Origin of the sequence: Eubacterium multiforme (assembly GCF_030813415.1) — a bacterium.
Taxonomy (GTDB): Bacteria; Bacillota; Clostridia; order Clostridiales; family Clostridiaceae; genus Clostridium; species Clostridium multiforme.
This window is the reverse complement of the sequence record NZ_JAUSUF010000008.1, coordinates 67,483-93,432: the sequence shown is the minus strand read 5'-3', so window position 1 is coordinate 93,432 and position 25,950 is coordinate 67,483. Positions and strand designations below refer to the sequence as shown.

Annotated in this window: 23 protein-coding genes, 1 tRNA gene and 1 other RNA gene; 4 read left to right on the top strand and 21 right to left on the bottom strand. The window is 27.9% G+C overall.

Going from position 1 to position 25,950, the window contains the following annotated elements:
* Positions 1–48: 48 nt before the first annotated feature.
* From gad to dnaX, 14 genes are all read right to left on the bottom strand, one after another.
* Positions 49–1,452, bottom strand: coding sequence for a glutamate decarboxylase (gene gad, locus J2S18_RS11260; protein ID WP_307486973.1), 1,404 nt, complete (start codon positions 1,450–1,452; stop codon positions 49–51).
* Positions 1,453–1,553: 101 nt separating this feature from the next.
* The gene (gene gadC / locus J2S18_RS11255; protein ID WP_307486971.1) at positions 1,554–3,119 is read right to left on the bottom strand and encodes a glutamate/gamma-aminobutyrate antiporter; all 1,566 of its coding nucleotides are present in this window, start codon (positions 3,117–3,119) and stop codon (positions 1,554–1,556) included.
* Positions 3,120–3,752: 633 nt separating this feature from the next.
* Positions 3,753–5,249 (bottom strand): carboxypeptidase M32, encoded by a 1,497-nt coding sequence (locus J2S18_RS11250; protein ID WP_307486970.1) that lies wholly within the window; start codon positions 5,247–5,249, stop codon positions 3,753–3,755.
* 25 nt (positions 5,250–5,274) lie between these two features.
* Entirely contained in the window at positions 5,275–5,451 is a 177-nt protein-coding gene (locus J2S18_RS11245; protein WP_307486968.1) for a hypothetical protein, read from the bottom strand.
* A 226-nt stretch (positions 5,452–5,677) separates the two neighbouring features.
* A complete protein-coding gene (locus J2S18_RS11240; protein WP_307486967.1) occupies positions 5,678–6,946 on the bottom strand; it encodes a DUF2705 family protein in 1,269 nt (422 codons plus the stop codon).
* Entirely contained in the window at positions 6,946–7,860 is a 915-nt protein-coding gene (locus tag J2S18_RS11235; protein WP_307486965.1) for an ABC transporter ATP-binding protein, read from the bottom strand. Before J2S18_RS11235 ends, J2S18_RS11240 begins: the two co-directional genes overlap by 1 nt.
* Positions 7,861–8,014: 154 nt before the next feature.
* The gene (locus tag J2S18_RS11230) at positions 8,015–8,263 is read right to left on the bottom strand and encodes a pro-sigmaK processing inhibitor BofA family protein (protein WP_307486963.1); all 249 of its coding nucleotides are present in this window, start codon (positions 8,261–8,263) and stop codon (positions 8,015–8,017) included.
* 284 nt (positions 8,264–8,547) lie between these two features.
* A complete protein-coding gene (recR, locus tag J2S18_RS11225; protein ID WP_307486961.1) occupies positions 8,548–9,144 on the bottom strand; it encodes a recombination mediator RecR in 597 nt (198 codons plus the stop codon).
* Positions 9,145–9,342: 198 nt separating this feature from the next.
* The gene (gene proC / locus J2S18_RS11220; RefSeq protein WP_307486960.1) at positions 9,343–10,149 is read right to left on the bottom strand and encodes a pyrroline-5-carboxylate reductase; all 807 of its coding nucleotides are present in this window, start codon (positions 10,147–10,149) and stop codon (positions 9,343–9,345) included.
* Positions 10,150–10,178: 29 nt separating this feature from the next.
* Positions 10,179–12,542 carry a trans-4-hydroxy-L-proline dehydratase gene (gene hypD, locus J2S18_RS11215; RefSeq protein WP_307486958.1) on the bottom strand — a complete coding sequence of 788 codons (2,364 nt, stop codon included), beginning with the start codon at positions 12,540–12,542 and terminating at the stop codon, positions 10,179–10,181.
* An 8-nt stretch (positions 12,543–12,550) separates the two neighbouring features.
* Entirely contained in the window at positions 12,551–13,453 is a 903-nt protein-coding gene (locus J2S18_RS11210) for a trans-4-hydroxy-L-proline dehydratase activase (protein ID WP_307486957.1), read from the bottom strand.
* A gap of 319 nt (positions 13,454–13,772) precedes the next feature.
* Positions 13,773–14,609, bottom strand: a complete 837-nt coding sequence (locus J2S18_RS11205) for a CPBP family intramembrane glutamic endopeptidase (protein WP_307486955.1) — start codon at positions 14,607–14,609, stop codon at positions 13,773–13,775.
* A gap of 138 nt (positions 14,610–14,747) precedes the next feature.
* Positions 14,748–15,086: a YbaB/EbfC family nucleoid-associated protein gene (locus J2S18_RS11200; RefSeq protein ID WP_307486954.1), complete on the bottom strand. Its 339-nt coding sequence runs from the start codon at positions 15,084–15,086 to the stop codon at positions 14,748–14,750.
* A gap of 146 nt (positions 15,087–15,232) precedes the next feature.
* Positions 15,233–16,873: a DNA polymerase III subunit gamma/tau gene (gene dnaX / locus J2S18_RS11195; protein ID WP_307486952.1), complete on the bottom strand. Its 1,641-nt coding sequence runs from the start codon at positions 16,871–16,873 to the stop codon at positions 15,233–15,235.
* Between the two features lie 253 nt (positions 16,874–17,126).
* Between dnaX and J2S18_RS11190 the strand changes: the two genes are divergently transcribed.
* The 4 genes from J2S18_RS11190 to J2S18_RS11175 all read left to right on the top strand — a co-directional run bounded on the left by J2S18_RS11190 (position 17,127) and on the right by J2S18_RS11175 (position 19,926).
* Positions 17,127–17,744 carry a hypothetical protein gene (locus J2S18_RS11190; RefSeq protein WP_307486950.1) on the top strand — a complete coding sequence of 206 codons (618 nt, stop codon included), beginning with the start codon at positions 17,127–17,129 and terminating at the stop codon, positions 17,742–17,744.
* A 214-nt stretch (positions 17,745–17,958) separates the two neighbouring features.
* The gene (locus tag J2S18_RS11185; RefSeq protein WP_307486949.1) at positions 17,959–18,750 is read left to right on the top strand and encodes a thymidylate synthase; all 792 of its coding nucleotides are present in this window, start codon (positions 17,959–17,961) and stop codon (positions 18,748–18,750) included.
* Entirely contained in the window at positions 18,750–19,241 is a 492-nt protein-coding gene (locus J2S18_RS11180) for a dihydrofolate reductase (protein ID WP_307486947.1), read from the top strand. Before J2S18_RS11185 ends, J2S18_RS11180 begins: the two co-directional genes overlap by 1 nt.
* A 229-nt stretch (positions 19,242–19,470) precedes the next feature.
* A complete protein-coding gene (locus J2S18_RS11175; RefSeq protein WP_307486945.1) occupies positions 19,471–19,926 on the top strand; it encodes a hypothetical protein in 456 nt (151 codons plus the stop codon).
* A 213-nt stretch (positions 19,927–20,139) separates the two neighbouring features.
* Here J2S18_RS11175 and ffs read toward each other — a convergent pair.
* From ffs to J2S18_RS11140, 7 genes are all read right to left on the bottom strand, one after another.
* Positions 20,140–20,404: signal recognition particle sRNA large type (ffs, locus tag J2S18_RS11170), an RNA gene on the bottom strand.
* A gap of 3 nt (positions 20,405–20,407) precedes the next feature.
* Positions 20,408–20,497 (bottom strand) — tRNA-Ser (locus J2S18_RS11165).
* 163 nt (positions 20,498–20,660) lie between these two features.
* On the bottom strand, positions 20,661–20,849 hold the full coding sequence (locus J2S18_RS11160; RefSeq protein WP_307486944.1) for a hypothetical protein: 189 nt from the start codon (positions 20,847–20,849) through the stop codon (positions 20,661–20,663).
* Between the two features lie 239 nt (positions 20,850–21,088).
* Positions 21,089–22,429, bottom strand: coding sequence for a 2-hydroxycarboxylate transporter family protein (locus tag J2S18_RS11155; protein WP_307486942.1), 1,341 nt, complete (start codon positions 22,427–22,429; stop codon positions 21,089–21,091).
* 640 nt (positions 22,430–23,069) lie between these two features.
* Positions 23,070–23,840 carry a prolipoprotein diacylglyceryl transferase gene (gene lgt / locus J2S18_RS11150; RefSeq protein WP_307486940.1) on the bottom strand — a complete coding sequence of 257 codons (771 nt, stop codon included), beginning with the start codon at positions 23,838–23,840 and terminating at the stop codon, positions 23,070–23,072.
* A gap of 60 nt (positions 23,841–23,900) precedes the next feature.
* Positions 23,901–24,359 (bottom strand): nucleoside deaminase, encoded by a 459-nt coding sequence (locus J2S18_RS11145; protein WP_307486938.1) that lies wholly within the window; start codon positions 24,357–24,359, stop codon positions 23,901–23,903.
* A 65-nt stretch (positions 24,360–24,424) separates the two neighbouring features.
* Positions 24,425–25,675: an HlyC/CorC family transporter gene (locus J2S18_RS11140; protein ID WP_307487014.1), complete on the bottom strand. Its 1,251-nt coding sequence runs from the start codon at positions 25,673–25,675 to the stop codon at positions 24,425–24,427.
* Positions 25,676–25,950: the final 275 nt, after the last annotated feature.

Sequence of the window (25,950 nt, the reverse complement as noted above, 5' to 3'; positions counted from 1 at the left end):
TATAGTGAATTTTGACTAAGGCTATTTTTATAATTTATTTACTTTAAATTAGTGTGTGAAACCATATGCACCTTTTTTAGGTTCTTTTTGTTGTAATACATGAGCATTATTAAGTGCTTTGATTCCATCTTTTAAGTCTTGAACTAATTGTTCAGCCATATTATGACCTAAATCAGCACGACATACAATACGTTGGATTGTTACATCTTGTAAGTCTTTTGGTAATGGATAAGCTGGTACTTGCCATCCCTTCATTAATAATCTATCTGCTAAATCATATAATGTCCATTCTACATTAGCATCTGGTTTTAATTTATAACAAACGATTGGTAAGTTTGATCCATCATTGTATATTTCGAATAATCCTGTGTTTTCTATTTCTTTTGATATATACATAGCAACATCTTTTGTTCTTTGTTGTATTTGTCTATATCCTTCAAATCCGTATCTTAAGAAGTTATAATATTGTCCTATTATTTGGCTTGCACTTCTTGAGAAGTTAATTGCCATTGTTGGCATTTTACCACCTAGGTAACTTACTTCAAATACTAATTCCTTTGGTAGGTATTGTTCATCTTTCCATAATACCCAACCAATTCCTGGGTAAACAAGACCATATTTATGACCTGATGCACTTATTGATACTACATTCTTTAATTTAAAGTCCCAATCAAGACTTGGTTCAACAAATGGTGCAAAGAATCCACCTGATGCAGCATCAACGTGAATTGGTACTGTAAGTTTTGCAGTCTTATTATATCCTTCCATTACTTTATCTAATGCTTTAATATCATCATACTTTCCAGTATAAGTTAAACCAAGTATTCCAACTACACCAATTGTATATTCATCAACATAGTCTAATACTTTATCAATATTTAAGCTCATATGTTCTTCATCTAATGGAACTAATCTCATTTCTATATCCCAATATACACAGAACTTTTCCCAACATACTTGATATCCTGAAGATATTACTAAGTTAGGTTTCTTAGCATTAACATCTATTCCTAATGCTTTTGCTCTATCTCTCCATCTGAACTTCATTGCCATACCACCTAGCATACAAGCTTCTGATGATCCAACTGTTGAAGTACCCATATATTTCATGTCTGATGGTGCATGCCATAAATCAGCAAGTATATTTACACATCTATTTTCAAGTTCAGTTGTTTGTGGATATTCTGACTTATCTATAGCGTTCTTTTCTAATGTTTCTGCCATTATCTTAGTTGCTTCTGGTTCCATATAAGTTTGACAGAAAGTAGCTAGATTCATTCTTGCATTACCTTCATCCATTAATTCATCCTTAACTAGTCTGTAAGCAATTCTTGGTTCTATTGGATTTTTGTGAAGGGTATATCTTGGTAACTCTACATCTTCCTCCTCTGTTCCAAATATCGGTGTACTATAAGTATCCTTTAATTTTTTATCATCTCTACTAAACAACATATTAATACCTCCATAAATTAATTAATTTGTATTTTAATGTTCATCATAGGTAAATATTTTAGTAGTAAACCATTGCCTTTTTGGTGAACTATATTTTAAACTTATTTTTTATCTGAATCATTTTTCATGTTATCTGTTTGCTTCATAACATCTTCTGGATCTGGATTGATATGATGTTCTCCTCTTGCCATTGGATGTACAAAACTATTAACTTCACAGTGTTTAATTCTTGAAACCTTAGGTACAACATTTTTGTGTTCTGACTTATCATGTAATGCATATATAACAAAAGGAATTATAACTGATACTACAAAACTTATTACTAATATAGCTTCATATTCTGTAATACTCTTTCCTGTTAAACTGCTTGGTGGAACAAATGAAATTACTAATGAAAGTATTGACATTATTAATCCAGCTGCTGCAATTATAGTTTTTACTCCTTTACCTCCTGGAATTTGATATGCTCTCTTTAAATTGTTTTTCTTGTATATTAATACAAAGTAACCTATAAAGAATAATATATATCCAACTAAGTAAATTACAACTGTTAATGATATTGCAGTTAAGAAGGAAACATTGTTTCCGCCACCACCAAATGTAAGAACTGCTGCCCATATTGTAACTACAAGTCCTTGAACCATAATTAATGGAACTGGAACATTATGTTCATTAACTTTTCTAAATACTTTTGGTAAAATTCCTTTTTGAGCTGCTACATACATTCCTCTTGAAGGTCCAACAACCCATGCACTAACTTCTCCCATAACACCAAGAGATATCATTAATGCTATTATCTTTACAAGCCAACCTAAGCTACCACTAAAGTGACCTATTAAAGCTTGGAATGTTTGTACAACACCTGCACTTAAGTTTAATTGTGATTGTGGTATTACTGCTGCAACACCTAAACCACCAACAGTATTTAATATAATAGCTAATACTACAAGTATAATCATAGCTATTGGGTAATCCCTCTTTGGATTAGTCATTTCATTAACATGAGATGCTGATGCTTCAACTCCCATATAAGCTAATATAAATGAAACGAAAACAACTAATGTATTAACCTTTGTAAAATCTGGTACAAATGTACTTGAGCTTATCTTTACATCAATTGGATTTCCTCCAGCTATATAAGCTATTACTAAACCGAATAAAATTATTGCTGGTATTACAATACCTACTATAAATCCTGTTTTAGCTATCTTAGCAGTATTTTTTGTTCCTCCTAATTGAGAGAAAGTTAAAATCCAAAATATTACTAAAACACCTATGAACTTTATAATTGGATTAGTATTAAGTGCTGGAAAATCAAATACATATGATAATGCTCCTAATATGAAATAAATCATTGTTACAAATCCAACTGTAATTTGAAACCATTGAAAAAATATTGCCGCAAATCCAAATCTTTCACCTAAAGTATTTCCTACCCAAGCGAATATTCCTCCTTCTTGCCAGCCATCTACTGTAGCCATTTCAGCTGCACATAGAGCTACTGGTAAAAACCACAAAAATCCACCTAATAGTAAGAAGAATACCAAGTGAAATCCTGATGTTGCGAATGTTGGGTATTCATATACTGTCATTACCATAGATGCTGTTATTGCAAAGAACCCAAATAAAGTTAAACTTTTTTTAGTACCTGCTGACCCATTATCCATAATTTCACGACCTTCGCTATTAATTTTTAATAAATTCCACAACTTAAACTTTGTCGACAATTTTAAGTAAGTAAAGAACATTTTCTTGTCCTTATCTATGGCTCAAGTATAGTACCCTTTAATTTTTATGTAAATTTAAAGAATTAATCTCCAAATCTCATTTTTAATCAAATTATACAATTTTAATAAAAAAGCTCACTCATTCTCTAATAATATATATTTTTTGCATTTTTACTATGTTTTTTATAAAAATTAAATGATTGTTCTTCTCAACCCCTTTATTTTCAATACTTTGGGAGCTTTACCTAAATGTTTTCGTAATTGTTAATTTTATGGAATTCGATTTAGACTTAATGTAAACGTTTAATCTTTTGTGATATTACAAATATTCTATCTTTTTTCTCAACATTTATTTAAAATTTTTATTTTTTTAGTAAATTTGCCACATATCTTACCATTTAAGTCTTATTTGTTAATACTGGTCAATATTTCATTAATATATTTTTTTAAATTATTGCTTAAATCTATCCTTTTAACTAAATTTAAATGTATTTTTGAACTATTTGTAATGAAAAAGAAAACACCTAAAAATAAAGACGAAAATCTTTATTTTTAGGTGTTAACAATTTAAATCTACTTATATATTGCTAAATATTTATTTTCTAGATAATCTAAGAAATATTTTGGATTTAATTCTTCTCCACTTATCATTTTTATAATTTTACTTGGAGAATATGTTGCTCCATATTTATGGACATTTTCACGTAACCAGCTATGAATTCCATCTAAATTTCCTTTTTTAATATCATCATATAATCCTTTATATTCTTTTTTCATAACATAAAGCATTTGTGCTCCATAAAGATTTCCTAGAGCATAGCTTGGAAAATATCCAAAGGATCCATCAGACCAATGTATATCTTGAAGAATTCCATCACTATCATTTTCAGGTTCTACTCCTAGATATTCCTTATATTTTCTATTCCATTCCTCTTTAACATCATCAATACTTAATGTTCCGTTTATAAGAGCCTTTTCTATTTCATATCTAATTATTATATGAAGACTATATGTTAATTCATCTGATTCTGTTCTTATAAGTGAAGGTTTTACATAGTTTATTCCTTCATAAAACTCTTCTAAAGTTACATCATTAAATTCTTTAAACTGATACTTTGCATATGGGAAAAAGTATTCCCAGAATTCTTTACTTCTTCCTATAATATTTTCATAAAATCTAGATTGTGATTCATGAATGCTCATTGCAATTGCAGAATCAAGTCCAGTATTTTGAAGATTATCTGGAATATCTTGTTCAAATATTCCATGACCTGCTTCATGAACACAACTAAATAAAGCTGAAGTAAAATCAGGATTATCATAATTTGTTGTTAATCTTACATCCTTATTACCAAATCCTATTGTAAATGGATGCATACTTTCATCAATTCTTCCAGCACCAAAATCATATCCCATTTTATTTAGAACAAATTTAGAAAATTTTTCTTGTGGTTTCTTCTTAAAGTCTCCAATTAAGAAATCTTTATTTACTACTTTTCCACTTTTATTTATCTTTTCTAGTATCTCTATTATTCCCTCTTTAAGTTCTCCAAAGACATTATCTAATTTCTTTACTGTTAGTCCTTCTTCATACTTATCTAAAAGAGTATCATATTTGTTATCTTTATAACCCCAATAATCTACAAACTCTCTTTGAAAATCTATCATTTTCTTTAAATGAGGCTTAAATATTTCAAAATCATTCTTTTCTTTAGCCTCTTCCCATGCACCTTGTGAAAGAGTTGATGCAACAATAAATTCTCTATATCTATCTTCTGGAATTTTCTTTGTTTCATTATATTCTTTTTCAGTATTTTTTATTATCGCCTTGTCTATATCTGACAATCCTTCAGTATTTCCCACGAAATAATTTAAAAGTTCTCCTAATTTATCAGAAGTTGTCATTTTAAATATTTCACCTGACATATGTTCTATAATTTCTGAACGCTGCTCAATTGCCTTCTTTGGCATCTTTGTTTGCATATCCCAGTATATAATTTCTAAAGCTTTGTTCATTTTCCCAATACTTGCGATGTACTCTTTTAATTCTTTTAATTTTTCTTCTCTCATAATCTCAAAATGCATCTCCTTTAATTTAATATTCTGGTCCAAAATAAAGTACAGATTCTGTTTCTCTACAATATTTAGTTATTATACATTCACTTAACTTTCTTGGACATTTAAAACACACACATTGTAGATCCTTTCCATCACAGTTTCCATTCTTCTTTTCTGGACATTCTAAACAATTTACTCCAACTCCTGCTGCCATAAAAACACTCCTCTTTTTGTCTATAGTATCATTATACCAAAGAATATTTAAAGTGCTTTAATTATTATTTATCACAATAAAATTTTATTATATTATCCATTATAAATATAACATATTTTGTCATTATTAGAAATAATAATAAAAATAAAAGGCAAAATACTAAAGAACTTATAAATAAGTTTTTATTACTTTGCCTTTTTATTAAATAATTTTTTTAAGATAATATTTACACTAACATATCTCTTTTACTAAATACTACATGAGCTATTATATATGAAACTATTATAGTTATAACCATAAGTGTAGCTCCAAGTCCTGGAGTGAAATTTGGATTTGCATATATATGTGCTATGTCTCCACTTATAACTCCTGGAGTATTACCATAATTTAAGAAATTTAAATGTGCATATTCTCCAATCTTTTTACTTACTGTTGGTAAAATTACAGCAGCAATTGAAATTACAACTGAAACTGCCATAGTTATCATACTACTCTTAAATAAAGAAGATATCATAAATATAAATGCACAACAAGCTACTACAAATAAAATTTGTAGTAAGAAACTTTGTAAAACAAAATCTCCCATAGTTGAATTATATCCTGAATTTGCTACTACATCCAGCTGCTTAAAGCCTTCTTTCATTAAGATCTCCTGATTTACTTTATACCTAAGACCTAATTCTACTGGCATTTTTATAGCATCAAATCCAGTAAATGCTCCAACTGCTCCAAAGGCTATTAATTCACTTCCACATATCATCATAACAACTGTTATTACAATTGCTACAAATTTTGATAATATTACTTTTCCTCTTGAAATTGGCTGTACTAGTAAAAATTTAAGAGTTGCTGGAGTACATTCTCCTGATATTATATCACTCATAAAAACTGCTATACCTGCAACTAACATTGCCATACCAAGTATCATCATAACTTGTATAGCTACATTACTAGGATAAAATTCCCACTTTTCTACTGGTTTTAAATTATTATCTAAAAAATATTGATTTCTATCAATTTGCTTATTTAAATTATCTAAATATTTTTTATCTGTATTTCCTTCCCTTTTTGCCTTTTCCTTTTCGCTATTAAGATTTTTTATAGAAGTTTTAACTTCTTCTCTCCAATCTGGAGTTTTAGCATTAACAAGTTTTTCTTGAAGTTTTCTGTCTTCCTTTAACCTTTTTATATCCTCTTTTGCAAAAGTTATATGTTCTTTAGTGCTAATTATTTCTGACTTATTTTTAGTTTTATTATTTTCCAAAGATTTTAAATGAGCTTCATTATTTTTTAAGTCTTCATTTTGCCATTTTAACTGTCTATCTATATTTTCGATTTGCCCTTGTGGAGAATGCCAATGTTTTGCTTCATTCGCACTAACTTTACCAACAACTATAAGTCCTATCATAGCTAAAATAAACATTCCAAACACTATCCATGTTTTTCCTCTTTTTGATATTTTAATAAGTTCGTTTTTAATTAAAGTAAGTACCATTATCTTATTCCTCCTTCCACAAGCTCCATATATCTTTGTTCTAATCCTTCTCTATTTTTATATATTTCTTCTATCAATATGTCTTCTTTTACTAATGCTTTAATTAATTCAGGAGTCATTCCAACGTGTACAACAACATTTATTCCATCTTTATTTCCCTCTGCTGTTACTACAAAAGGTTGATTTCTAAGTACTTTAATTACTTTATCTTCTTTATCTCTTGCTACTAATGTTAAACTTTCCTTATTTGTTCCTTGAATTGCTTCACCCATATCTTCTGTAGCCTTTATAACTCCATCATTTATAAAAGCGACTCTATCACAAAGTTGCTGAACTTCACTTAATATATGTGAAGATACAAGAACTGCCATTCCTCTTTCTCTTGAAGCTTTTTTAACTATATTTCTAAAATCTATAATTCCTGATGGATCAAGTCCATTTGTTGGCTCATCTAATATTAATAATTTTGGATTACCAATAAGGGCTGCTGCAAGTCCTAATCTTTGTTTCATTCCAAGAGAATATTTCTTAACTTTATCATCTATTCTATTTTCTAATCCTACAAGCTTAATTAATTTATTAATTTCATCCTTTGATACCTTTCTTATTCTTGCAATTTGCATTAAGTTTTCTCTTCCTGAAAGGTATTTATAAAGTTCTGGATTTTCAACTACAGCTCCAACATCTTTAAGGGCCTTTTCTTTATTGTTTTGAAGATTTTCTCCACAAATCAACACTTCTCCAGAAGTAGGTGCTATAAGTCCAACTAACATTCTAATTGTTGTTGTTTTACCAGCTCCATTTGGTCCTAAAAATCCATATATCTCTCCTGGTTTTACTGTAAAGTTTAAATCTTTTATTATTTCTCTTTTTCCAATAACCTTTTTAAGGTTTCTAACCTCTAAAACATTCATTACTACCCCTCCATTACTTTCTATAATAAAATTCTATCTACAAAAGCTTAATTTTACATTATATAATTTCTTATTAAATCCTTAATAATTTCTTAAATGGAAAAAAGAGAGCAGCTTTACAAAAAATCTTGTAAAACTACTCTCTTTAAATTCCTTAAAGAAACAATTGAAATAATATAAGTGCCGCAACTCCCGGTATTCCAAATATACCAGCTATTAAAGCTGTTATTATATTTATAGCTATATGGAATCCTAATGCTCCTCCAATTAAATTTACTATATATAACAATACAACTCCCATTAAGCCATTTATTAATAATTTAATTGGCCACTTTAGTAAAGTTATAAGTACATATAAAACCACTAATCCTATAGCTCCATATATAATTAATTCCATATCCATAAAACCACCTCTTTATTCTGCAAATATCATATATTCATAATATAATTTTTATTTGCCTGTATTTAAGTTCAAAATTTTCCCCATAATATAACTCCAAAAATTACCTATATATAATTCTATCCAAAATTATGGATAAGTATACAAGCCTTTTTTAAATTTTAGTAACACTTTTTCTTATAATACCATACATTGTTATCATAAGAAGCTTTTCACTCATTCTCAAACAAAACTTCTAACTCCCATCTATAAATTAAGGGCTCAAAAAATTTTTGAGTCCTTCTTTTTTATATTTGAGTTCTTCCTTCTAATGCCTTTGAAAGAGTTACCTCATCTGCATATTCTAAATCTCCACCAACTGGTATACCTGCTGCAATTCTAGTAACCTTAACATCTAAAGGCTTAAGAATTTTTGCTATATACATAGCTGTAGCTTCTCCTTCTATGTTAGGATTAGTAGCTATAATTACCTCTTTTATTTCTTCTTTCATTCTAGATACTAATTCTCTTATTCTAATATCTTGAGGCCCTCTTCCTTGCATTGGTGATAGATTTCCATGAAGTACATGATAAACTCCATTATATTCTTTTACCTTTTCCATTGTCATAATATCCTTTGGTTGTTCAACAACACATATAGTACTTTTATCTCTATTAGGATTTGAACATATTGCACATGGATCAGAATCAGTAAAATTACCACAAACTGAACAATATTTTATTGTTCCTCTTGCTTTAACTAAAGCATCTGCAAACTCTTTTACTTCATCCTCTGGTAAATTTAATACATGAAGAGTTAATCTTTGAGCTGTCTTTTGTCCTATACTAGGTAGCTTTGCAAACTCTTCTATTAGTTTCTCTATTGCAACTGGATAAAATTCCATAAATCTCGTCTTCCTTTCAAAAGTTTTCTCTATTAAATTAAACTTTAAAACTCTAATAATAGTAGTTTAATATAGTTTATATTATTTAACAACTTTTATAAAAAATATTTTTCTGAATCTAAATATAAATTTATTACAAAAAAGAGTACTAGAAAAAATCTAATACTCTTTAAAATCATAATTTAATTTTAAATTAAATTATTTAGACATCTCCTTTGATTTCTCTGTACAACTTCTCATAGCTTTTATAACTGCATTTCTAAAGCCTTCCTCTTCAAGAGTTGCTACAGCTTCTATAGTTGTTCCCCCTGGTGAACAAACCATATCCTTAAGAACTGCTGGATGACTTCCTGTTTCTAATACCATCTTTGCAGAACCTAAAACTGCTTGGGCTGCAAATTTATATGCTTGATTTCTTGGCATTCCATCTAATACGGCTGCATCTGCCATAGCTTCAATAAACATATAAACATAGGCTGGAGAAGATCCACTTACTGATGTTACTACATCCATTAATTTTTCTTCTACTACTTCAGCTTTTCCAAAGCTTTCAAAAATATTTGTAATTTCTTTAATTTCTTCCTTTGAAACTAATTTATTGGCACATATAGCAGCCATACCTTCCCCAACTAGAGCTGGAGTATTTGGCATAACTCTAACTATTTTTATTTTCTTTCCAAATAGTTCTTCAGTATTTTTTAGTGCTTTACCAGCAGCTATAGTAACTATTATTACATCGTCTTTTACAAAATCTTTTATTTCATTTATAACTATACTGTATATATTAGGTTTAACTGATAATACTAATATGTCTGAATCCTTAGCTGCATCAATGTTTTTCTTTGTAGTTTTAACTCCGAAATTTTCCCTAGCCTTTAGTAAATTATCGTCACTTAAGTCACTTACAATTATGTTTTCTGGCATAGTAAGTTTAGAGCTAACTATTCCACCAATCATAGCCTGTCCCATGTTCCCTGCGCCAATAAATCCTATTGTTTTATTCATTCCTATACCTCCTAAATTTATATAATTTTTTAGAAATTACTTTGTTCTGTTCTTTCTATAATCTCATTTTGTAATACTCTATCTAAGTTATTAAAGTAATCACTATATCCTGCAACACGTACTATTAAATCCTTATATTCCTCTGGATTTTCTTGTGCCTTTAATAGTGTTTCTTTGCTTATAACATTAAATTGAATATGATGTCCGTCCATTCTAAAATAAGCTCTTATTAAATTTGCCATACCATCTAATCCTTCTTCGCCCTGTACAACAGATGGAGTAAACTTTTGATTTAATAATGTTCCTCCTGTTCTTAAATGATCCATTTTAGAGGCTGATTTTAAAACTGCTGTTGGTCCATTTGTATCTCCTCCCTTTTCTGGAGAAATTCCCTCTGACACAGGTAGTTTTGCCTTTCTACCATTTGGAGTTGCATTTATAACTGAACCAAAATAAACATGGCATGTAGTTGGTAGCATATCTATTCTATATACTCCTCCTCTACAATTTGGTCTTCCATCAACTTCATTATAATATGCATTAAATACTTTCTGCATTATTTCATCTGCATAATCATCATCATTTCCATACTTAGGAGTTTTATTTTTCACTAAATTTAATATATCCTCATAATTTTCAAAATTATCCTTTAAAGCATTCATTAATTCTTCCATAGTTATATTTTTATTATCAAATACTTGATATTTAATTGCTGCCAAGCTGTCTGTAATTGTTCCTATACCAACACCTTGAATATAACTTGTATTATATCTAGCTCCACCTCCATTATAATCCTTTCCTTTTTTAATACAATCATCTGTAATAACTGATAAAAATGGAACTGGCATTAAAGTTTCATACATTCTTTCTATAACTCTATTTCCCTTTACCTTTATATCAATAAAATATTTAAGTTGTTTTTTAAAGGCTTCAAATAATTCTTCATAGGTTTTAAATGTTGATACTTCACCTGTTTTTAATCCTATTTGTTTTCCTGTTTGAGAATCTATACCATTTAATAAAGTTGTTTCTAATATTTTTGGTAAATTCATATATCCTGTTAATATATAGGCTTCTTTACCAAAGGCACCAGCTTCAACACAACCACTTGTTCCTCCGCATCTAGCATCTTCTATTGACTTACCAGCCCTTAATAATTCTTCAACTACAGCATCTGCATTAAATAGTGATGGTTGTCCCCATCCCTTTCTTATTATTTCACAAGCCTTCTTTAAAAATCTTTGTGGTGTTTTTTTGCTTATTTGAACATTAGAACTTGGTTGTAATAATTTCATTTCATCTATAACTTCAAGAACTAAATAACTTACATCATTAACTCCATCTGAACCATCAGCTTTCATTCCACCACTATTTATATTTGCAAAATCAGTGTAAGTTCCACTTTCTTTTAATGTTATACCAACCTTAGGTGGTGCTGGTTGATTATTAAATTTAACCCAGAAACATTCTAATAGTTCCTTTGCCTCTTCTCTAGTTAAAGTTCCCTCTTCAATTTCCTTTTTGTAAAATGGATATAAGTGTTGGTCTAATCTTCCTGGATTAAAGGCATCCCAAGGATTTAATTCAGAAATTACACATATATGAACAAACCAATACATTTGTAGTGCTTCCTTAAAAGTTCTTGGACTATGACTTGGAACCCAGCTGCACATTTCTCCTATTTCTATAAGTTCCTTTTTTCTTTTATCATCCTTTTCATCCTCTGCTAATTTATAAGCTTTTTCTGCACAGCGTTTTCCATAAATCATTATGGCATCACAAGCAATTTTCATAGCTTCTAATTCTTCTTTTTTATCTAAAGCCCTATCATCATTTAAATAATCTAATTCTTTTATAGAATTTTCAACATCTTTTTTTATTTCTAAAAATCCTTTTTTATAATATTTATCTCCACCAGCTGTATGGCCTGGTCCTCTCTGTTCCATAAATTCAGTAAACATTCCAGCCTTATAACATTCTTTCCATTTTGGAGTCATATTATTTAATATTTTATGTCTCATTGATCTTTTTTCCCAGAAAGGTATTATTATTTCCTTTTGAATTTTCTTATCTTCCTCTGTAGTTTTAAAAGAAATTTTTTCACGCTTGTCCATTACATCAAAATCTTCAATAGTATGACAACATAACTCTGGATAAGTAGGAGTTGCAGCAGGTTCTTCCCCTCTTTCACCAACTATAAGTTCGCCATCATTAATACATATTTCTTTCTTTTCCATTAATTCTTTTAATACTAATGCTCTTAAAACTGGAATTGATACAGTTCCCTCATATTTCTTATAAACCTCTGTTACAATTTGTGTTCTTTCCATAGAAATACGTGGTACTGCATCTAAACTTTGAGACCTTAACTTTTTAACTCTTTCACTCATCATAATATAATTCACCCTCCTATTTTTACTTTAATGTTATTTTTTTTAAACCTTTTAAGTATTTCACTCATTTTTTCATCAGAAGGTTTTTCATCTCCTGAAAGTTTATACTTCATATTAAGTCTTTTATATTTATCCATTCCCATTTTGTGATATGGTAATAAATTCACTTGAATTATATTTAATTTAGATATAAAGTTTATAGCTTCATCTATATTCTTCAAGTCATCGTTTACACCAGTAATTATAGGCATTCTTATAAAAATATTATGTCCATTATCTGAAAGTCTTTTAAGATTATCTAATATTAATTTATTTTCTACTCCTGTATATTTTTTATGTTTTTCATTATCCATTAGTTTTAAATCATACAAGAATAAATCTACTTTATCCTTTATTTTTTCAAATTTGTCCCAAGATACATAGCCACAAGTATCTATTGCAGTATGTATTCCTCTAATTTTACACTGAGATAATATATCATCTATAAAATCAGCATATAACATTGGTTCTCCACCTGAAAAAGTTACTCCGCCACCTGATTCTTCATAAAATATTTCGTCTTTTAGTATTTCTTTAAAAAGCTCTTCTTTACTTAAATTTTTTCCTACAAGTTCCCTTGCATTATTAGGACAAAAATCTATACATTTATTACATAAGATACATTTTTCTTTATTTATTAAAGATTTGCCATTTGTTATTTTTATAGCATTATTAGGGCATCTTTTTACACACTTTCCACAGCCTGTACACCTTTCCCTAAAAAACATAATCTCTTTTTCTTTATTTTGACTTTCTGGATTATGACACCATAAGCAATTTAAAGGACATCCTTTAAAAAACACTGTTGTCCTTATTCCAGGCCCGTCATGTACCGAATATTTTTGTATATTTATAATAGTCCCCTTATTCATAAAATCATCACCTTTTAAAATCATTATTAATTTACTTTTTTAATATTAATTAAATTACTAATAACTATTTTATTTATAAAACCTAACTTACTTTATGAAAAAATTAACATTCCCTTATTCTTATTATAGTACAATTAATGAATAAAAATTTAACATTTTGTTATTATTAAATCTTATTTCATAATTTTGGAATGTTTAATGTAAAAATCTCTTTTAAGTTTATATTTTAATATACAAAAAAATAAACTGCCCTAATTATTAAGGACAGCTAAAAAATAGTAGTCTGATTTTATAATTTATAAGTATTGTTTATTACAATCTATCTTTTTATGTTTGAAAATAAATACTTTCTTTTACTTCTCTTATATTGTTTATACATAAGAATTATTCCTAGTATAAATAATATAATTCCAACTATTATGTACATATATATATCTACAGAATCTCCTAAAAAATAAATTAGAGCTGGAATACATAAAGAACCTAATAAATTATATATTATGTGAGCGATGATACTTCCCCATATAGAATTTGTAAATACTAGTATTACCCCAAATATTATCCCTGCAAAAAACGTATACACTGCTTGCAGTGGATTAAGATGCCATATTCCAAAAATTAAAGCTTGTATTATAACAGTTGCTATAACACTAAATCTTTCTCTTAATTCATAAAAAACTAAACCTCTAAACAAAATCTCTTCAAAAATTGGTAATACTACTATAATACTAAACATTGAAATTATAGAATTGTAGGATTGGATTATAGCTTGCTGAACTACGTTATAACTATTAAAAATATCTCCAAATTCACTAACTAAAGCTACGGAAGTTAAAGTCATTCCAATTATAACTAAAATTAATTTAGGAATATACCTTATATTTATTCTATTAAATTTGCACCTTTTAAAAAGATTTTTATTTTTATTTCTAAACATTAAAATATAAACAAAAAAATTTATAATCGCTGCTATCATAAATAAGGTAAATATATTATTTCCTACTTTTTCTTTTAAAACTAGTTCTAAATTTCTATTTTCCTTTAATACCTCTATGGAAATTATAATAGAATAAACTAATACCACTCCTACTTGAAATAATAGATACTCTAAAATAAATCCAATTACTTTTAAAAATATGCTTAAATATTTTTTCATTTGCTCCCCCCTTTTATTTTAAATTTCAGCTATTTAAAATTAAAAATCACCTAAAAATAGCTTAATATTTTATTTATAATAAAAAAGCCAGTTAAATAACTGACTTTTTATTACTAATGTTAGTTAGACTACTTCTAATTAGAATAATCCTGGTATATTCATTCCACCAGTTAATTTACCCATTTTGCTTGAAGTTTCTTCTTCTGCTTTTCTTAATGCTTCATTTACTGCACTTAAAACTAAGTCTTCTAGCATTTCTACGTCATCTTCATCTACAACTTCTGGTTTTATGTTAATTGCTAATATATCTTTTTTACCATTTGCAGTTACAGTTACAGCTCCGCCTCCAACTGATGCTACAAATTCTTTTTCTTCAAGCTCTTTTTGCATTTGCTCCATTTTCTTTTGCATTTGCTGTGCTTGTTTCATTAAGTTATTCATTCCTCCCATACCACCTGGGAATCCACCTTTTGCCATGTATATGTCCTCCTTAATAATAAAATCTAATTTTAATTATATATTATTTTTAAAAACTTTACTATATCTTATAGTACTATTCATTTCTATTCTCACTTTATAACTTATGTGTTTTTATTCTAAAGTGTACCAAATAATATAATCCTTTATTCATCAATTATTTCTAAAAAGTCTTTTCCTATTACATCACTTAATACATCTTCTGGTGCTGAGTTTTCTTTTCCTTCATCTAAAACTTCAAATCTAACTCTTACATTTCCCTTTAAAACTTCTGAAAAAACTTCATTTATAAGCTTATTATTTTCTGCCTTTTCTAATCTATTTTTATTAAAAGAATATTGTTCAGTATATTGAACTGTTATTACTCCATTTTGACAACTTGCTGGTCTACCAGTAGTTATTGAAGCATAAATAATCATAGCTCTTCTATTTTTAAATTCTTCTAATATATCCTTCCATGAAGCTTTAACGCTTTGAATAGTTATATCATTTGAAAGATCTTCATTTTCTTTAATACTCTCTGAAGGCTTTACAGTATTGTTTATGCCTTTAGAAACTACTTCCTTCTTTAAGTTAGAAACAGCCTTTTCACCATCTATTTTTTGTCCTTGATTAACACTAGACACTTGTATCTTTCCTGATTTTAAAGCTGACTCTAATCTATTTAATCTTCCAAGTATAACTTCATTTGAAGTATCATATTCTATTTTACACATTTTAATTATAGCAAGTTCTAAATAAAGTCTTGCCTGCTTTGACATTTTTGCCTTCTCTTCAGCCTCTTGCAAAATTCTAATACTTCTCATTATTTCTTCTACTCTTATTCTTTCCCCTTGCTCTTTAACAAGGGCTATGTTTTCAAGGGACATATCAAGAACCTCTTCTGGATTATTTGTTACCTTAATCATAAGAAGATTTCTATAATGAGCTATTAAATCTTTTATAAATAAAAATATATCCTTACCTGCATAAACTATTTTATCTATTGTAGTCATTGCACTTTCTATATTTCTCTCTATTATAGATGAAGTTATTTGGAATAAATACTCATTAGTAACTAAGCCAAGCATTGAAACTAATTCACTATAGTCTACATTTCCATCTCCCATTGCAATAGCTTGATCTAATATACTTAGTGAATCTCTCATTGCTCCATCTGATACTCTTGCAATAAGTTCTAAACTCTTATCTTCTGCAAAAACTCCCTTACTTTCAGTAATTTCTCTAAGTCTTCCTGTTATTTCAGAATTATTTATTCTTCTAAAATCAAATCTTTGACATCTTGAAAGTATTGTTATTGGAAGCTTTTGAGGATCTGTTGTTGCTAAAATAAATATAACATTTGCTGGTGGTTCCTCTAGTGTTTTAAGGAAAGCATTAACTGCTCCTGTTGAAAGCATGTGAACCTCATCCATTATATAAACCTTATATTTAGCCTCTTGTGGAGGATATTTAGAATCTTCAATAATATCTCTAATTTTATCAACTCCGTTATTTGAAGCTGCATCTAATTCTGTAACATCTATTGCAAGACCTTCATTTATTTTCTTACACATCTCACATTCGTTACAAGGCTCACCATCTTTTAAATTAAGACAATTTAAAGCCTTTGCAAATACTTTAGCTGTTGAGGTCTTACCAGTTCCTCTAGTACCACAGAAAAGATATGCATGAGCAATTCTCTCATTTAATATTTGATTTTTAAGTGTTGTTGTTATATGCTCTTGACCTACTACATCTTTAAATGTTTTAGGTCTCCACTCTCTATAAAGTGCTGTATATGCCAAGGTCTTGTCACCTCTTTTTCTAAAGTTAAAGTTTATATTAATTATACAATAAATATATTAATAAAACTATGGATAAACTTCTATTACTGATTATTACCTATAATATAAATTCTATAAGCTATTTATTAAGATAACTTTATATTTATATTTGGCTATCTAAAATCAATATTCACCTAAAATTTTAATATATATTCAAACTAATTTAATTACTTTATGATATTATACTCACATATAAATACTTGAGGTGATTTACATGAAGAAAAAATTACTTCCTATACAAAAGGAACGTTTAGCATCATTTGCTATAGGCATAATATTAATTATTTGTTCAGCTTTTATTATTTATTATTCAGTTACAAATAATTATTTATTAAAATTTAATCCTAAAAGATTAAAAGACTTTGCTAAAACTTTAGCTACCACTGCTGAAATTAGCTTTTTCTTAGTAATAGGACTATTTGTATTAAGACTTATAATTAAAAACTTAAACCAAAAAGGAGTAAATTTATTAGATAAAGGATTAAACAAAATCCATTTAAATATTCCAAAGGAAGCTCAAAGTGAATTTTTAGAAAGTACAATACTTGGAAAGATTAGAAAATTTCTTTTAAGTATTTCTAAAATTTTTCAAAGGTTTCATATATTAATAGCATTAATTGCAATTTCTATAATTATGATTCATGCTTATATATTTTTACATTTAGGATTTAAGTGGAAAATTGGATATATCTTTGGTTTTTTAGCTCTTGTAGATTTAGGATTAATGCTTATTACAGGAATACTTAGAATGTTTAATAAAAGTATTCATATACACAAAGGACTTGGAATAACATTTATAATTTTAATGTGCCTCCATATAGCATTTATCTAAATTTAAAAAACCTAAAATACTATTTTTAGTATTTTAGGTTTTTTTATTTATCATTTATATATTTTTAATAAACTTAATTAATAATTTTAATCCTTTAATACCCTTCTATCTTTTGTTAAAATAGTATAATGAAATTAAAAGTATGCCTAAATTATAAAAGGAATTAAATAATCACTTTTTTAAAATATACTAAAGAAATGAAAGGGGTTTTAAAATGAGTTTATACGATAAGCAATACCTTGATATTGTAGAAAAAATTTTAGACCATGGATACTATGACCAAAACAGAACTGGAGTTGCTACATATAAAATTCCTCATCAAATATTACAATTTGATTTAGAAAAGGAATTTCCTATACTTACAACTAAGTTTGTAGCATTTAAAACTGCAGTTAAAGAACTTCTATGGATATATAAAGACCAATCAAACAGCGTAAAAAAACTTCAAGAACAAAACGTTAAGATTTGGAATGAATGGATGATGGATGACGGAACTATAGGAACATCTTATGGTTGGGTTGTTAAAAAGTTTGATCAAATTGACAAACTAATTGAAACTTTAAAAACTAATCCACAAGATAGAAGAATGATGATTAACCTATGGCAAATTCCATACTTAGATACAGGAGCTCTTCACCCATGCTGTTTCCTTACTATGTGGGATGTAACAGATGGAAGATTAAACTGTATGCTTATACAACGTAGTGGAGATATTCCTCTTGGAGTACCTTTTAATACTACTCAATATGCAGTTCTTGTTCATCTTATAGCACAAGTAACTGGATTAAAGCCAGGCTTATTTACTCACGTTATTAATAATGCACATATATATGAAAATCAAATAGAAGGAATGAAGCTTCAATTAACAAGAAGAGATGAAGCATATGAAGCTCCAAAACTTTGGATCAATCCAGAAATAAAAGATTTTTACGACTTTACACCAGAAGACATTAAACTAGAAGATTATAAACATCATCCATCTATAAAAATGGAGGTATCTGTTTAATGTTATCAATAATAGTTGCAATTGCAAATAACAATGCTATTGGAAAAGACAATAGTTTATTATGGCATATATCAGAGGATTTAAAGAGATTTAAAGAGATAACTTCTAATCATAAAATACTTATGGGAAGAAAAACCTTTGAATCTTTACCTAAAATACTACCAAATAGACATCATATAGTTTTAACTAGAGACAAAAATTTCACTGTAAATTCTGATAAAGTATCTGTAATTTATAGTTTAGGAGATATACTAAAACAATATGAAAATTGTGATGAAGAAATATTTGTAATAGGTGGTGGAGAAATTTATAAACTATTACTTCCTTATGCAAAGAAACTTTATTTAACAAAGGTAAATAAGGATTTTGTTGGAGATACATTTTTTCCACAAATAGATATGAATGAATGGGAAGTTATCCACAAATCTAACACTAAAACTGATGAAAAAAGTGAATTAAATTTTGAATTTATAGACCTTTTAAGAAAATAACTATTATAAATTTAATTAAAAATATGACTGTGTTTTAGCTAAACTAAGTGTTTAAAACATAGTAAAAAATATAACTAAAAAGTATGGATATAAAATTCCATACTTTTTATTATTTTATATTCAATTTATTTAATTACTAAGTTTAATTTACTAATATTTTTATTAGTATTATTTAAAATAAAATAGTATAATAAATCTAAAATTTAATAGTTAAAAGGAGGATTATAAAATGAGTTTTTCAGATAAATTTGCTCCAAGAGTACAAAAAAGATTTTTATTGTTATTTGCTGGGCTATTTTGGGGATTTGCAGGATATAAATTATTAAGCCTTGGCCTTCCAAACATGCTAAATGGAACAAGTTCCTCTATTATAAGCATTATCTTTGCAATAATAGTGTTTTTTGTGTTCTTTAAATTTATATTTTTAAAAATGCATCTTAAACATAAAAATAGAATATTATCTAATCCTAAGGATTTCTTATGTGCCTTTGCTTTTTTTGATATTAAAGGCTACATTATAATAATTTTTATGATTACCTTTGGAATAGTAATTAGAAGTTATAATCTTATAAGTCCAGTTTACTTAAGTCCATTTTTCACAGGATTAGGCTCAGCATTATTTTGTGCAGGTATTCTTTTCTTAGTTGCATTTATTCAATATAAAAACATTATAAAAAGAATATAAATAAAAGCTATTTTATACTAAAAATTTTTAGTATAAAATAGCTTTTTATTTATTACAAGAAAAAGAGGGTTCTTTGATCTTGGTTTCAAAGTTCCCTCTCTTTCTTATCCTATTGTTTTTTGTCCTATATTGTTAATCCTATTGAAGAGTAACCAAATTTAATTATTTTTATTGAATATGTACATCTATATTCAAAATTTAACATTAAAAAAGCCGCGCACCTCGATTCGACAGTAGTTTATGTGCGTTACCTATGCAGTTAGCTCAGGCTAGATTGATCCACGGCACACGGAAGTATCCACTTATTGCTGCTTCCTTCCGGACCTGACAAGGTTCATGGGCTCCCGTTGCGTGGGACCCAGCCATCAACACCACTTACATAGGGCAGACCACACAAACCAAAGCCTCCACGAGGAATTCGACCCTGCTATAGCGGATTGCAGGTTACAGGGCACCGCTAACTCCCCATCTAGCACGGCTCTGGCGGAGAGGGTGGGATTTGAACCCACGGTAGAGTTTCCCCTACACACGCGTTCCAGGCGTGCTCCTTCGACCACTCGGACACCTCTCCATATCAAAAATTTTTAACGGTTTAGATAATTCCTATTACCGTTTATGGTTCTTGACCTACGATATATAAGCTTTATTCTTTTTTACACTTCATCATTCTAACACAAATATTATTTTAGTTCAATAGAAACATTTTGTAAGAATAAGAGATATTTTTTTAAATATTATTTCTTATTCTCAGTATCATTTTTATATTCAGAATATAACTGTTTTTTTATTTGTCCATTTATTAAAAGTATTGGTATTAAAAATACAAATAAGGCTCCCCTTATTACATTATTATGTACTAAAAATATAATTGATATTAAAACAATTATTTCTATTGCATTTAGTATATACGATAATTTTTTCAAAATTTCACCTACTTAATTATATTTCATACTTATTATACATAATACTTACCTTTAATAAAACAATGCAATTAACTTTAATAAAATATTTTATTTTTCTATATAAATATATAAACTAAAAATTTTAACATTAAAAATAAAATTTTATATAAGTAATAAATAAAACGAAAGTCTCTTTAGCTAACCTATTTAAATTAACTAAAGAGACCTATATTTCATTTAAATATATTATATGTTACTTACTAAAGCCATATACTGAAAAGAACTCCTGCTAATACTAATATTAATGCTCCTCCAAGTCTTGTAGCTATTTGAGCATAAGCCATTAAGTTCATTCTCTTTGCAGCTCCTAATATTTCTAAGTCTCCAGATCCACCTCTGTTAACGTGACATAATCCAGCAGCTATTGCAGATTCTATAGGATAGAAACCAAAGACTTTAGCTGTTAACCAAGGTCCAAGTATAGCTCCAATAACAGCAAATAATGAAATTACTACTGTTGTTAAGTTAAATGCTTTTATTAATGCTCCGAAATCAACTAAAGCTAATCCAACACCAGCTATAAGAACATAGAATAAGTTACCTACCATGAATTTTTGTACTTGCTTTGCTCCAACTCTTATTCTTTCTGGAACTAAGTTAAATCCGTTAGCTAATAATACAAAAACAACTAAATAAGCAAATGGGTGAATTACTACTCCACCTATAGTTGGGAAAAATCCTTTTCCAAAAAGATTTGCTAAACAATAAAATGCAAGTGTTATAAATAATCCAGCTGCACCATCTTCAAATGTTGCCTTAAAAGTAGATTTTTCTGATTTTGCATTGGAAACACCTTTTATTAATTCACCGTGACCTGTTAATTCTGGTTTTTTGTTACCAATTCCATTTAAAAGTGCACCAGCTATAATAGCTATAATATTTGCTATTGTTAATATTGCCATTGCAGATGAATACCAAATCTTTGGATCTTTACCTGTTACTTGTCCCCATATTTGGCTCATAGGTATAGCACCTGCACCATTTCCGCCTCCCATAATAGGAAGTGCATAATCTAATATAACATCTTTAGGATGTACCCCTGTTAATAGTCCTCCTAATACAGCAAAGCCTCCAGCTGTAACTGTAGCAATAAGAACCATTGGAATAAATCCTCCTATTGTTTTTGCTAAGAACTTTCTATCAATGGATAATAATGAACCACAAATCATTATAGATATGTATAAATTTAAAAATCCACCGCTGAAAAGTGACTTTACATTTTTTACGTATACTGTTGGTATAAGTCCAACATACACAAGCCATGACATTACTAAGAATGCAAGTATTGCACCACCACCAAGATAATCTTTCCAAATAGGTATTGAGTCACCTAATTTACCTAAAACTATACCACAAGTAAATATTAAAAATAAGCTTCCAACCATATCTTTAGGTAAAGATTTAGTTTGTATACCTAAAATAATTATAACTAGTCCAAAAAGAAATAATGGCATTGGTATCCCAAAAAGACTTATTTTAAAAAATTTTTTTATAAGTCCAGTTTCTTGATTACTTGAAGTACTTTTACTTTTTGATTCCATAAAAAATCCTCCTTAATTATTATTTAAATATAGTTTCGCAAAAAGTATTAAATCTCTGCATTAACTACATTGAAGTCAAATTAAATATTCATAGCATTTTAAAGCACCAATCTAGCAAACGTTATCATAAAGTCTATAGCTATTTAATTACTATTAAATATAAAGAAATAAACTAATTTTACTATTATAAAACTATAAATCAGCCTAAGAATACATTTACATAAAGCTTTTTATAGTATCAAATTAGAGTAATTAGTTATTTAATTTTTTTATTTTTATGTTCCACTTAAATACAAATTATCACAAAGCAGTTTTAACATTTGTTTATTTTTTTAACATTTGTGATATGATTATATTTTACCACATTCTTTTTAAAGTTCAATATTTTTTCAAAATTTAGTTTATTTATATCGTTTACACTTATTTTTAGTGAATTTTTTAATAAACTTAATACTTTTACATGTATTTTTATGTCACTTTATCAATCATTTCTTATTAACATTTTTTTATTTTTTTATCATTTGTTTAAAGTTTATATTCTTATTTTTCTAATTAAGTATAATTATGTTAATCAAATGATAATTTTTTTTATAAAAATAAAGGAATACCTATATAGATATTCCTTTAAATATACTAATAATTATTTTCTATTTTTCTTAATAATATAAATTATAAACACTAATCCTAAAACAATTCCACAAAGAGATATTATTTGAGCTATTCTAAGTCCAAAAAACATTAAACTATCTGTTCTTAGCCCCTCAATAAAAAATCTTCCAACAGAATATAAAATCATATATGAACTTATTACAATTCCTTCATAACCTTTTTTAACTTTATAAAGTATTATTACTAATAAAACACATACAAATATATCCCATATTGATTCATATAAAAAAGTAGGATTATAAAACTGTCCATTTATATTCATTCCATTTTGAATAAACTTAGGAAATTTAGATATAAACTCATAAGATACGGCATCTCCATGAGCTTCACTATTCATAAAGTTTCCCCATCTACCAATTCCTTGAGCTAATATTATTGATGGTGCAACTAAATCAGCATAGGCTAAAAATTTTATTTTTTTAACTCTTGTATATATAAAAGCTGCTAAAAAAGCTCCTATAAGCCCACCATGAATAGCAAGTCCACCTTCTCTTATTTTAAATATATCAAGTAAATTGTCTTTATAATTATTCCATTCAAAAATTACATAGTATGCTCTTGCCCCTATTATTGCACAAGGAAATGCAATTAGAAATATATCAATTAATGCATCAAAATCTAATCCTTTTTTCTTGGCATTTATATAAGCTAATGCAAAGGCTAAAATAACTCCAAGTCCTATAAGCACCCCATACCACATAACCTTAAATCCAAAGAGTTCAAAGGCTATTGGATTATTCATATCATACCTCCCTTAATTTAATATTTTATATTAATATACCAAATAATAGTTATTTCTTCATTACTTTTTAGTTAAATTTCTTTCTTTTCTTCTCATTTTAAAAAAATCAGTCATAAGATTACTGCACTCTTCATTATATAGCCAATTAATTTTTAAATATGAGTTTAAATACTTATTATTAACTATGTCAATAACAGAGCCACAGGCTCCCATATCTTTATTAAATGTCCCTATATGAAGTTTTGAAATTCTACTCTGAACTATAGCACTTGCACACATTGGACATGGCTCTAAAGTTACATACATCTCACAACCATTTAATCTCCAATCTCCAATAGTTCTACAAGCTTCCTCTATTGCAATTATTTCAGCATGAGCAATAACACTTTTTTTACTTTCTTTTAAATTATATCCTCTTCCTATTACTTGTCCATCTTTTAAAATAACTGCACCAACAGGTATTTCTCCTAATTTTAATGCTTTTTTACCTTCACTAATAGCTAAATTTATATAACTCAAAAATAATCACCACTTTAAATATAAAAATATAGAATTAAAGGACAGTCCAAAGCTGTCCTTTTACTCTAAGTATATATTCTTACCTTCATAATTCTATTTTTTTCTACTTCTTCCACCACAAACTTGATTCTATCTATTACAACTTCCTCATGTTCTTCTGGAATTCTACCAAGTGCTCCTATAATTAGTCCTCCAACTGAATCAAACTCCTCTGATTCCATGTTAACTCCTATAAGATCACTTACATCATCAAGTCTAGCACTTCCATCAACTACATATTCATCTTCTTTTATTACTTCAATGCTATCTCTCTCTTTATCATACTCATCTTCTATATCTCCAACAATTTCTTCAACTAAGTCTTCAATTGTTACAATCCCAACAGTTCCACCATATTCATCTAAAACTACTGCCATATGATTTCTTGATTTTTTCATTTCAGTAAAAAGTTCTGTAATCTTTTTAAATTCAAAGGTATATAAAGGTTCACGCATATAATCTTTAACTATAAGCTCTCCACCATTATATCCTGCAATAATAAGATCTTTTACGTTTAATATACCTACTATATCATCTATAGTGTCATCATACACAGGAATTCTAGAAAATTGTTCTTCCTTTATTACTTTTAACAATTCATCATATCCATCATTAATTTCTATAGCTGTAACATCAACTCTCTGTACCATAACATCTTTAACTTGAAGATCTGCAAAATCAAAAACATTAAAAATCATTTCCTTTTCTACATCTTCAAGAACGCCTTCTTCTTCACTAACTCCAACCATTGTTTTTAATTCTTCTTCTGTAATAAATGGTTCAGCAGCCTTTGGATCTCCTCCAAATATTTTTATAAATACTGATGATATTATAGTAAAGATAGTAACAAAAGGCTTAAATATAAAAACGCATAACTTTATAGGCTTACTTACCTTTAAAGAAACAGCTTCTGACTTTTGCTTTGCAATGGATTTTGGAGTAATCTCTCCAAATATAAGAACTAAAACAGTCATTACTCCAGTTGCAATTACAACAGCACCTTCACTTCCACCTGACATCTTAACTGCAAGGGATGTAGCCAAAGATGATGCTCCTATATTAACTATATTATTTCCTATTAAAATAGCTCCTAAAAGCTTATTTGGATCTTCTATTAACTTCTCTACAAGCTTAGCTCCCTTTACACCTTCTTCAACCATATGTCTAATTCTAATTTTACTTAAAGACATAAGTGCCGTTTCTGACATTGAAAAAAATGCTGATAATATAAGAAGTATTATTAATAAAATAATCTGCCCCGTATAACTAGAGTCCAACAATTATCACTCTCCTGTAATCCTCATTTTAATTACTTAATTATATCATATACAAAAAAATTTTTACATATACTCATGTCCTATTGTAAGTAAAAAAATACTAATTATTCCATTGATTTTGCAATAATTATATTATTTTTTACATTATTTAATACAAAACTTTTCAAAAAAATATTAACTATATTATATATAAAAATATTATTAACTCTTTCAACAAACTTATACTTTATTGTTAAATATTTAACCCATATTTTATTATTAGTTATTTATTTCAC

Coding starts and splice junctions, on each gene's coding strand:
- gad (WP_307486973.1), bottom strand. CDS start 1,452: ATGTTGTTTAGTAGAGATGATAAAAAATTAAAGGATACTTATAGTACA.
- gadC (WP_307486971.1), bottom strand. CDS start 3,119: ATGGATAATGGGTCAGCAGGTACTAAAAAAAGTTTAACTTTATTTGGG.
- J2S18_RS11250 (WP_307486970.1), bottom strand. CDS start 5,249: ATGAGAGAAGAAAAATTAAAAGAATTAAAAGAGTACATCGCAAGTATT.
- J2S18_RS11245 (WP_307486968.1), bottom strand. CDS start 5,451: ATGGCAGCAGGAGTTGGAGTAAATTGTTTAGAATGTCCAGAAAAGAAG.
- J2S18_RS11240 (WP_307486967.1), bottom strand. CDS start 6,946: ATGGTACTTACTTTAATTAAAAACGAACTTATTAAAATATCAAAAAGA.
- J2S18_RS11235 (WP_307486965.1), bottom strand. CDS start 7,860: ATGAATGTTTTAGAGGTTAGAAACCTTAAAAAGGTTATTGGAAAAAGA.
- J2S18_RS11230 (WP_307486963.1), bottom strand. CDS start 8,263: ATGGATATGGAATTAATTATATATGGAGCTATAGGATTAGTGGTTTTA.
- recR (WP_307486961.1), bottom strand. CDS start 9,144: ATGGAATTTTATCCAGTTGCAATAGAGAAACTAATAGAAGAGTTTGCA.
- proC (WP_307486960.1), bottom strand. CDS start 10,149: ATGAATAAAACAATAGGATTTATTGGCGCAGGGAACATGGGACAGGCT.
- hypD (WP_307486958.1), bottom strand. CDS start 12,542: ATGATGAGTGAAAGAGTTAAAAAGTTAAGGTCTCAAAGTTTAGATGCA.
- J2S18_RS11210 (WP_307486957.1), bottom strand. CDS start 13,453: ATGAATAAGGGGACTATTATAAATATACAAAAATATTCGGTACATGAC.
- J2S18_RS11205 (WP_307486955.1), bottom strand. CDS start 14,609: ATGAAAAAATATTTAAGCATATTTTTAAAAGTAATTGGATTTATTTTA.
- J2S18_RS11200 (WP_307486954.1), bottom strand. CDS start 15,086: ATGGCAAAAGGTGGATTCCCAGGTGGTATGGGAGGAATGAATAACTTA.
- J2S18_RS11190 (WP_307486950.1), top strand. CDS start 17,127: ATGAAGAAAAAATTACTTCCTATACAAAAGGAACGTTTAGCATCATTT.
- J2S18_RS11185 (WP_307486949.1), top strand. CDS start 17,959: ATGAGTTTATACGATAAGCAATACCTTGATATTGTAGAAAAAATTTTA.
- J2S18_RS11180 (WP_307486947.1), top strand. CDS start 18,750: ATGTTATCAATAATAGTTGCAATTGCAAATAACAATGCTATTGGAAAA.
- J2S18_RS11175 (WP_307486945.1), top strand. CDS start 19,471: ATGAGTTTTTCAGATAAATTTGCTCCAAGAGTACAAAAAAGATTTTTA.
- J2S18_RS11155 (WP_307486942.1), bottom strand. CDS start 22,429: ATGGAATCAAAAAGTAAAAGTACTTCAAGTAATCAAGAAACTGGACTT.
- lgt (WP_307486940.1), bottom strand. CDS start 23,840: ATGAATAATCCAATAGCCTTTGAACTCTTTGGATTTAAGGTTATGTGG.